This window comes from Chitinophaga sp. CCNWYY40, assembly GCF_037483205.1.
Classification (GTDB): domain Bacteria; phylum Bacteroidota; class Bacteroidia; order Chitinophagales; family Chitinophagaceae; genus Chitinophaga; species Chitinophaga ginsengisegetis.
The window spans coordinates 1,469,748-1,477,537 of the sequence record NZ_JBBHLF010000001.1 but is presented as its reverse complement, the minus strand read 5'-3'; the positions used below and the strand labels follow the sequence as shown (position 1 = coordinate 1,477,537).

The following is a 7,790-nucleotide window of genomic DNA, read 5'->3' as shown; positions in this document are numbered from 1 at the left end:
TGTAGAATTCTTTCTTTACAGATTAACTAAACTCTATGCCTAAATTTACACAATCCCCCAACTTTTCAACTTGATCCTTTGTTTCATCGAATTTCAATGTATCAGCCGAGTAATCCGGTGAGTAGGTCAGTGAGTAACTTCACCTACTCAACGTAGATTACACGTCATATGTATTTAATTGTATATCATTTCATTACGTAGCATATCAGTTTATTCCAATTGATATGCAGGGCTTTGTTTCTACTCATTTTTTTGAACAGCGAGGACATGAATCAGTGAGTAATTATTGTTCATTAATGAGATAACAACATGAGAAGTGAAAACACATTTGGCGTCCGTTACGCCATTCGCCAAAACAAAAACAAACGAAAAGATTATTCTGTATTTGCCAGAATTGCCTGTAACAACTCTCCTGAAAGAGAACTCACTATTAAGGGAAGCTTTCCTCCCGAAGATTGGGATGAAGGAAAAGGATGGCCACACCTCAGAACAAAAGAACTAAGAGAGTTTGCCACACACCTGGAGAAGCTAAAATCCAAGCTAACGGCGATCTTCCAGGAATCAAAGTATCTGGACGGACGCTATAAAATAGTAACAAGCGCTAACTTCAGTTTTTTCCTATACTCTCGACCAGATAACCAAGTTACAACTAGTAGCCACGACCAGTGAATTGCCAGTCGCAGAAAATCCAAATGCTCGTAGCTCACATGCGCCGTCTTGACAAATAAACTCATGATGCCCGCGACTTTGATGAGCAAGAAAAATCTTATTTACCTGGTACTTCTCAAAAGGTGGATCATCTGGAACTGGTCCAGTATACTCCAAGATCCAGCCATCCCGGGTTTCCTTGCTCAGAAAGTCCGGCCCATCCAGCCCACAGATACGAATAGTACTGCCTTCTAAAATGTCATAGCCGGAAATAGTACCCGCCATGGGTTCATAATTCTCCCACCAGGAAGTCTCTTGCCGAAAAAATCTTTCCCCTGTCAGGCAGTTAAATAGGCCAACGCCCTGGCTGGACAACACTGTTAAAGCATCTGCTTGATCAAAGCCTATGTTCTCAAGACCACCAATAGCGTAGATATTTTTATGTCTCCACATTAGCCACTGTTGTTTATTATTAACTTAAAACATCGCATTACTCAGGTAATAGGTGATGTGTAAATCTGACATAAAACAAGTTCTCATGATCTAATCTTTAAATTTAAATGACCGTGCTACCCGGTCAAACGTGTTGCGATACCTGTCTGCATCTTTTGTCTGTGTCCCTGCCGTAATTATGTAGGCAACATCATCTTTTGGGAATATATAGCTAACCAGTGTTGCCTTTATACCTTGGGGTTCCATGTTATACTTATACCAGGCCCCTTTCAGGCTATCTGTCTCAATGATCCCCTCGTCTAAAATAACCGCGCTTGGGATAGATAGCTTTATCTGCTCAATTGCTTTTTTTACATACACCTCCAAGCTTAAATTTTGCATGCGTTCAGTGATCACATTAATATTGGTATTGGGATCCGCGGCTGTTTTAGGTGCTGATAAAAAATAATAATCAATGCCGTAAACCATTTGATGCCTGGTTGTCCAGCCGACCGGCACATCAAGCCTGTATTCCTGCTTACCCGCATTCAGGTTTTTGGTATCAGGTATCTGTTCAAAAACATCTTCGGCCGCCTTACGGTAATTGCTTTTATAGGTACAAGCTGTGATGACAACTAACAAAAAAATAGGTATAGTTCTTATTCTCATTGAAATTACTTTCTTATATAATTAGATCTGGCGCCGCCCTTATGTGGGAATTGTACATATCCTTCAGGTGGACGCGGAAGCAACACTTCACAGTTCTTTGAACATAGATTGGCCAGGAGTGGCAGTACGTCTGTTCCAACCTGCAGGGAAATCCAAAGTTGATTTGTTTGCGAATAGCTCATCTCCTTCCGGCATACGCTGCATTGTAGATTATCTCCATCGTATCTGGCCGGATTATTATGCAGATCCGGGAACCCACGTTTACCTTTTAAATGGGTATAAAGCGCCCGGGTACTGACCGTACTGCTGCTCAGTTGTTTACAATGAACTATTTCATAGGGATACCAATGTAAATCGTAAGAGGTATATGAACTGAAAGTTTCCAAAGCATCCATCTGCCCTATCTCAGGAGGAATCCGTTTTAACATACTTCCATATAAATTCACGCGTTTTACCTTTTTCATTTGAGCAATAGACTCAGGCAGGGTATATATCTGTTGGTATAATTTCGGGCCAATACCTTCAGCCGGGCAAAACTCCTCTCTTTCCTCGCTTACAATCAGTGTTATGTATGCGCAAAGTTTCCTCCAGGCCTCCGAACTCCGGTCCTGGACATCATTCTTTATCTTTGGAAATCCTTCATCCATTTTTACCGGGCTTTTTTATCCCACAAAATATAACAATTCTCGTTCAAGGAATGAAATAACCTTCTGTATATTTAACCGATCTGTCACTTATAAATTGTCATTTACACATGGACGAACAATTAGAAAGAATAAAAGCCAAATTAGAACAGCTCAGAAGTTCAGATCCGAACAACGGGCTTTTTGGTGCCAGCACCCATAAATACAGGCTGAATCCGACAATTCCAATAGATAAAATCAGGAAATTTGAATTAGCCCATAACGTGAATTTACCCAGTGACTATGCAGCATTTTTGATGAACATTGGTAATGGAGGTGCTGGACCGTTTTATGGTCTGGAACGATTGGAAGATGCGCTATTCGACGACCTGGATTACAAAAGACCAGATGCTTTATTAAACCCTGCAAAGCCCTTTTTACATACCGAAGCCTGGAATCAAACATTTAAACCGACAGTGAACTATGAAGAGGATGAGGAAGAATACGAAAAGCAGCGGATTGAGTTTGAAGAAAGATACTTTGATAGGCAGCAAATGAACGGAGTGATTGCAATTTGTAACTTTGGTTGTGGTGTTCGCCTGAACCTGGTGGTAAATGGACAGGAATATGGTAACATCTGGACAGATGATAGAAGTAGTGATTATGGTATACATCCTTCCTATGAACTAGGCAACAAAGACAAGATAAGTTTTTTGAACTGGTACGAATTGTGGCTTGACAAACCCCTAAAAGAAAGAGCAGGTAAATCACAAAAAATGCGCGGATAGGTATTCTTTGCTCTCAATCCTACCAAATCACATCATCTGTATATGCTTTGTCTGCATAGTCATTAATATAAGCAAGTAACATCTCTCAACTAAATTTATCAAGTAAGACATATCCTAGACTATGCGTACCACCATCCATAACTTTGTTACTTTTTGCTTACATAAATTCCTTTGTAATAAAATGGCTGTACACCTGAATCATTGCTGCTTTCCACCAGGCAATTATTTATTATACTTGAATAATCATGCAGTCTCTTACTGAATTCATCCAGGTATCCATTTCTTTTTATAGCATGCTCCAGTTATTGCTTTCCTTATCAAACCTGAAAAGACGTTTTGTTAGCAGCCTATCACAACTTTGAAATACCTCTTCCACTCCTTCTCGCAATTTTGTAATCGCCTCTCCATCACTTCCGGGAACATACAGTACCAGGTCCTTCGCAGGAACAGCAACTACTATGTCATCGCTAAGCTGTCTGGCGAATTCCTTCCATAGCTCAGGTAAACATATCGAAGCCGCTTCATGATTACCACCAGCGATTAATCCATAACCACCAAAATGGGTTTGCCGGACCTCAAATCCGATGTCACGCTTAATATTCGCCAACGCCAACTCATGTAACTGCGCTTTCGTAAATCCCTCCGGTAAATCACGATTCAATATCATCCGGAAGCTATTACCACTATCCTCTACATAAGTAATTAGTAGCCCGCCTAACCAGGGTTCATAGACCGGCTGATCTTCACCTGATAATGTAATAACGTGCGCCGCGGGCTTTCCTGGCGTATCTTCGGGCCTCACTTTTACCCAAGGATAAATCTTTGACGCATAGGTAGCAAGGCCGGAAGCGGGTGCAATTTCCGCCTTCTCTTTTCCGAAGAGCTTTTTAAAAAGAGACATATATTATGGTTTACTTTCAAATCGTATTGGTGAAGCAATTCCCTGTAGCAGCACTGTTAACTGGATAGCTTTATCCCCTGCCGTTAACTCTTAACCCGAATGTATTATTCTCAGTGAGATCTACTTTTACATTCCAATAATTGGCGCCGCCGTCCGACACCTCAATCGCGAACTTTTCCAGTCTTTCCTCATGTCTCCTTTCAGCTCTAACAAAATTCACCCAGATTACCTTATTGCCTAGCGGATCTATAAAACCAACATACTGCCTCAGATACGCATCCAGGTGATGATAGATAGTACCAATATCCCGGAATTGCACCCCGAGTGAATCATTCATTTTTTTTAGTTCCCGGGTAATTATTGCTTCCACCTGGACGATTTCCTGGCGGGTTGGTGTGAATCTGCCTTTTGCCTCTTCATAAATATAGCTGGGCACCGCCTGCTTTTCCGGGAAAATATAACCTTTTACAGTTTGCCCGGACACTGGCTGATACACCAAAAACAGCAGTAGCGTAAACGCCTGTATTAATAGCCCCTGTATACGATTCATCTGGATTTATTTTATAGCTAACCTTCGCGCAAATAGAATGCGTACCCCTCTTTTATATTGCTGCAATATATCTAAATAATGGTCACCTATCTCAAAGAAGGCAACATATTTAACATCCCTGGGGTCAGTAATTACGCACACGGCTGTAACTGCGCCGGCGCTATGGGCAAAGGAATTGCCGTACAGTTCAAGGAGAAATTTCCGGAGATGTACCTGCAATATAAGAAACTATGCAGAAGCGGAACCTTTACCCTGGGTGAAGTCTTTATGTATAACTACGGAGATGGGAGGGTGTTTAATCTTGGTACCCAACAGTCCTGGACCACCAAAGCCGAAATCTCCGCCGTGAATGTTGCTATTGGCAAAATGCTGCAGCTGGCCGCAGAAAATCAGGTAACCCAAATCGCGCTCCCAAAAATCGGTGCGGGACTTGGCAAGTTAGACTGGGAAAGCGTAAAACGGGTGATTAACGAGCGAGCCACCACCTATCCCGAAATAGACCTGTTTGTAGTAGAAAATTTTAAAGAAGCATAACTCATTTTAAAAAATACAAATTTATGAACAGAAATATTTTTCCCGAACAACAGGAACGCAAGCAATCAAGAAATATCGAGCGCCAGATAATGGATCAATACTGTGTAACCCAGAGAAATGTAGACAAAGCTGACCAGAACACGAAAACCATTAAGATGTTAACATTGGTCTCAGCTTTAGCAGCAATTGCAGGGATGGTAATAACATTCTTCAAATAAATCTTATTCCTTCATCATCCCCTTCAAATATTTTTTCAGCCAGTCGCTGGCCATTTCATCATGTTGATGGGTGGCCATCCCTAACACCAATTTCAAGCCCCACCGTCTACCGGCATATTCAAAGGCGTAATTATCTTCGATAATCCGCCATATAATGGCAGGTGCCGTACACACCAAAAACTGGCAATCCCAGGAAAGGTAATAAGGCTGTACTGGTTGCACCTGTTCCTGATCTTTTCTGCCTTTACCTCTGTTAACAAAAAATGATCTTATAAAAGTATGGGTGGGCTTCAAGATTATCTTTCCCCTGGGCTCATGTTTTTGTAGTGGCGCAGAAAATAGCCAGGAATAAAAATTCTGCAATTCATGTACATAGGAGATCACCCTCACCTTCTCTACCAATTCAAACTGGACAACCCATTTGCCACCACCCTGCTGCTTTAAATAAATATGCTTACCACCCCGAGAAGCCTTCAACCATTTACCTATCGCCGGATCGTTTTCAAACCCCAGTTTTCGTAACCGGTCAAAATTGATGGGAAGGGACGTAAGTAATTCGGCGAGTGCAGGAATAAAGGTGAAATCCTTCTCCTGCACTTCAATTACCTCTCTATTGTCAAAAATGAAGTAATTACCAACCCTGATATCTTCCAATGCTACCACACGGTGGTATTACTAAATTTTTTAGCATTTTATTTATAATCCTGTGTCATAACAACTCAATAACAAATATTACTTTTGCCTGCCACGGACAAAAGATTCATTCTTTTTGGCGGAAGAAATGGGGAAGACCTTGACTACACTAATAAAATGGTAGAATTTATTGAAGAATAATGAATATAGTTTCAGACATAGTAACCGCTAATTCACTCCTGGAGCAATACCGCGGCGCCTCTTTCCATATACGGCTCTTTAGCACAGCACTCTGGCGACTGGGTATCGAGCTGCGTCTACTCGGTAACCCAACAATACTTTACGTAGTTGGCGCCGGTTGTAAGCATATAAATGGCAACCTTTACTACACCCACGCGGACCTGGAAATCATCCAGGTTCCAGGAAATGAGCAGATAATCCTTATCGATAAACAGGCAGGTTTTGAGCTAATCACTACCGGTGGAATCACCCTCGCCCAGGGGCTTGAAACAGAATTCGGAGACTCATTTGACAATTTCCTTTCCTCATTGCGTTCATAAATCGGGACAGATTTTATAAACAACTTGATCATTATTATTCAGCTATCGAATTACACTGGTAGATGGATTCCTCCGACCGGTTCCAACATCGACCTGGGCTTGACAGCAAATTTGGCGATATGTATTTATAGAGATTATTTGGGGGAAATAAAAATAACCAATCGCTCACAAAAGGACATATTCATTTTGTTCAGCAGAATCCGCTAGCCCAAAAGGGTAATATCGAATTGCATATATTTGTATTTTCCAGACCAGTAGCATTTAATACTTATGAGATATTTTTTTCTTTGCAGCTTACTACTTTTACAAATTGCTACCCGGGCACAACTGCTTTATCCTTATAAGGATACTACTTACAACTACTATATTGGTCTCCCCGAAAAATGGAGGTATTGGACAATAACCGATAATCCTAATGTCAGTATGCTGGCAAAAGATGTGAGTTCGGTGACAGACTCCAGTAAACAGTTTCCCGACAATATCAATGTTACTATTGTTGGGCACCCGGGAGGAGATGTTGATAGCGCCTTTATCTATCTGACAGCTGCTACCTCTCATAGCCGTCTTGAGATGCTGGATACCGGAAGCTACATAGTAAATGGGAAAAAGATGCTGTGGTTCGATGATGTACATATAGGAGGTCCCAATAAAGACACCCTGTCCGCCAGTGATTTTATTATCTGCAGTAACAACAGAGCTTATATCATCACCTGCACCAGCACCGCAGCGCGCTTTCCAGGCAAGCGGGAGCTATTCCATCGGGTAGCTCAGACCTTCAAACCAGACCTGCCTGCTAAACAGGAGTTAATAAAAATAGCGCTCCCCGTAGACCCGAAATGGAAGATTATTTTGGATAACGACGATTCCACGATGCATTTTAAACAACTTTTGCCCATCAATGAAACCACTGATCGCTGGACAACAGTTATTTCATTTATTTCAGACAAAAAGTCTGGAAATGAAAGTCTGAAAAGCATTCTTGCCAGATATAGTACACAAATGAAGCAAACTTGCAAAAGCGCAAAATATACGCTGCTTTCCCAATCGGAAACGTCAGCACTTTTCAAGGTAGAATGTACAGACGATAACCCGGAGTCTAATTTATGCTATCTGGTACGAGGCATCACAAGGTGGCATATACTGGATTTTGCCATTCACCAGGAGACATTACCGGAAGCGGAGGCTAAAAAGTGGACAGAAATATTTCAGCAGTCAAAAATAGTGATCGAGTAGA

General features: G+C 41.5%; 11 protein-coding genes. 5 read left to right on the top strand and 6 right to left on the bottom strand.

The window, feature by feature from the left end; translation table 11 throughout:
• Window positions 1-618: 618 nt before the first annotated feature.
• The 3 genes from V7S65_RS05900 to V7S65_RS05890 all read right to left on the bottom strand — a co-directional run bounded on the left by V7S65_RS05900 (window position 619) and on the right by V7S65_RS05890 (window position 2,396).
• Window positions 619-1,101 (bottom strand): hypothetical protein, encoded by a 483-nt coding sequence (locus V7S65_RS05900; RefSeq protein ID WP_336385864.1) that lies wholly within the window; start codon window positions 1,099-1,101, stop codon window positions 619-621.
• A 90-nt stretch (window positions 1,102-1,191) separates the two neighbouring features.
• On the bottom strand, window positions 1,192-1,749 hold the full coding sequence (locus tag V7S65_RS05895; protein ID WP_336385865.1) for a hypothetical protein: 558 nt from the start codon (window positions 1,747-1,749) through the stop codon (window positions 1,192-1,194).
• Between the two features lie 5 nt (window positions 1,750-1,754).
• Window positions 1,755-2,396, bottom strand: coding sequence for a hypothetical protein (locus V7S65_RS05890; protein WP_336385866.1), 642 nt, complete (start codon window positions 2,394-2,396; stop codon window positions 1,755-1,757).
• 107 nt (window positions 2,397-2,503) lie between these two features.
• On the opposite strand from V7S65_RS05890, the gene V7S65_RS05885 reads away from it, so the two are divergent.
• Entirely contained in the window at window positions 2,504-3,160 is a 657-nt protein-coding gene (locus V7S65_RS05885; protein ID WP_336385867.1) for an SMI1/KNR4 family protein, read from the top strand.
• A gap of 286 nt (window positions 3,161-3,446) precedes the next feature.
• Here V7S65_RS05885 and V7S65_RS05880 read toward each other — a convergent pair whose 3' ends face one another.
• Together V7S65_RS05880 and V7S65_RS05875 are read right to left on the bottom strand one after the other, a co-directional pair.
• Window positions 3,447-4,061, bottom strand: a complete 615-nt coding sequence (locus tag V7S65_RS05880) for a hypothetical protein (protein WP_111578522.1) — start codon at window positions 4,059-4,061, stop codon at window positions 3,447-3,449.
• A gap of 70 nt (window positions 4,062-4,131) precedes the next feature.
• Entirely contained in the window at window positions 4,132-4,611 is a 480-nt protein-coding gene (locus tag V7S65_RS05875; protein WP_336385868.1) for a hypothetical protein, read from the bottom strand.
• Between the two features lie 78 nt (window positions 4,612-4,689).
• On the opposite strand from V7S65_RS05875, the gene V7S65_RS05870 reads away from it, so the two are divergent.
• Window positions 4,690-5,145 (top strand): macro domain-containing protein, encoded by a 456-nt coding sequence (locus V7S65_RS05870; RefSeq protein ID WP_336385869.1) that lies wholly within the window; start codon window positions 4,690-4,692, stop codon window positions 5,143-5,145.
• A gap of 23 nt (window positions 5,146-5,168) precedes the next feature.
• A complete protein-coding gene (locus V7S65_RS05865) occupies window positions 5,169-5,363 on the top strand; it encodes a hypothetical protein (RefSeq protein WP_336385870.1) in 195 nt (64 codons plus the stop codon).
• Between the two features lie 3 nt (window positions 5,364-5,366).
• Here the strand turns inward: V7S65_RS05865 and V7S65_RS05860 are convergent, their stop codons facing one another.
• Complete coding sequence (locus tag V7S65_RS05860; RefSeq protein ID WP_336385871.1) at window positions 5,367-6,026, bottom strand: hypothetical protein; 660 nt, start codon at window positions 6,024-6,026, stop codon at window positions 5,367-5,369.
• 170 nt (window positions 6,027-6,196) lie between these two features.
• On the opposite strand from V7S65_RS05860, the gene V7S65_RS05855 reads away from it, so the two are divergent.
• Both V7S65_RS05855 and V7S65_RS05850 read left to right on the top strand, forming a co-directional pair.
• A complete protein-coding gene (locus V7S65_RS05855; protein ID WP_336385872.1) occupies window positions 6,197-6,556 on the top strand; it encodes a hypothetical protein in 360 nt (119 codons plus the stop codon).
• Window positions 6,557-6,826: 270 nt separating this feature from the next.
• Window positions 6,827-7,789, top strand: coding sequence for a hypothetical protein (locus V7S65_RS05850; RefSeq protein WP_336385873.1), 963 nt, complete (start codon window positions 6,827-6,829; stop codon window positions 7,787-7,789).
• Window position 7,790: the final 1 nt, after the last annotated feature.

What these genes read in the sequence shown, in the direction of transcription:
- V7S65_RS05900 (WP_336385864.1), bottom strand. Translation starts at nt 1,101, where the DNA reads ATGTGGAGACATAAAAATATCTACGCTATTGGTGGTCTTGAGAACATA.
- V7S65_RS05895 (WP_336385865.1), bottom strand. Translation starts at nt 1,749, where the DNA reads ATGAGAATAAGAACTATACCTATTTTTTTGTTAGTTGTCATCACAGCT.
- V7S65_RS05890 (WP_336385866.1), bottom strand. Translation starts at nt 2,396, where the DNA reads ATGGATGAAGGATTTCCAAAGATAAAGAATGATGTCCAGGACCGGAGT.
- V7S65_RS05885 (WP_336385867.1), top strand. Translation starts at nt 2,504, where the DNA reads ATGGACGAACAATTAGAAAGAATAAAAGCCAAATTAGAACAGCTCAGA.
- V7S65_RS05880 (WP_111578522.1), bottom strand. Translation starts at nt 4,061, where the DNA reads ATGTCTCTTTTTAAAAAGCTCTTCGGAAAAGAGAAGGCGGAAATTGCA.
- V7S65_RS05875 (WP_336385868.1), bottom strand. Translation starts at nt 4,611, where the DNA reads ATGAATCGTATACAGGGGCTATTAATACAGGCGTTTACGCTACTGCTG.
- V7S65_RS05870 (WP_336385869.1), top strand. Translation starts at nt 4,690, where the DNA reads ATGGTCACCTATCTCAAAGAAGGCAACATATTTAACATCCCTGGGGTC.
- V7S65_RS05865 (WP_336385870.1), top strand. Translation starts at nt 5,169, where the DNA reads ATGAACAGAAATATTTTTCCCGAACAACAGGAACGCAAGCAATCAAGA.
- V7S65_RS05855 (WP_336385872.1), top strand. Translation starts at nt 6,197, where the DNA reads ATGAATATAGTTTCAGACATAGTAACCGCTAATTCACTCCTGGAGCAA.
- V7S65_RS05850 (WP_336385873.1), top strand. Translation starts at nt 6,827, where the DNA reads ATGAGATATTTTTTTCTTTGCAGCTTACTACTTTTACAAATTGCTACC.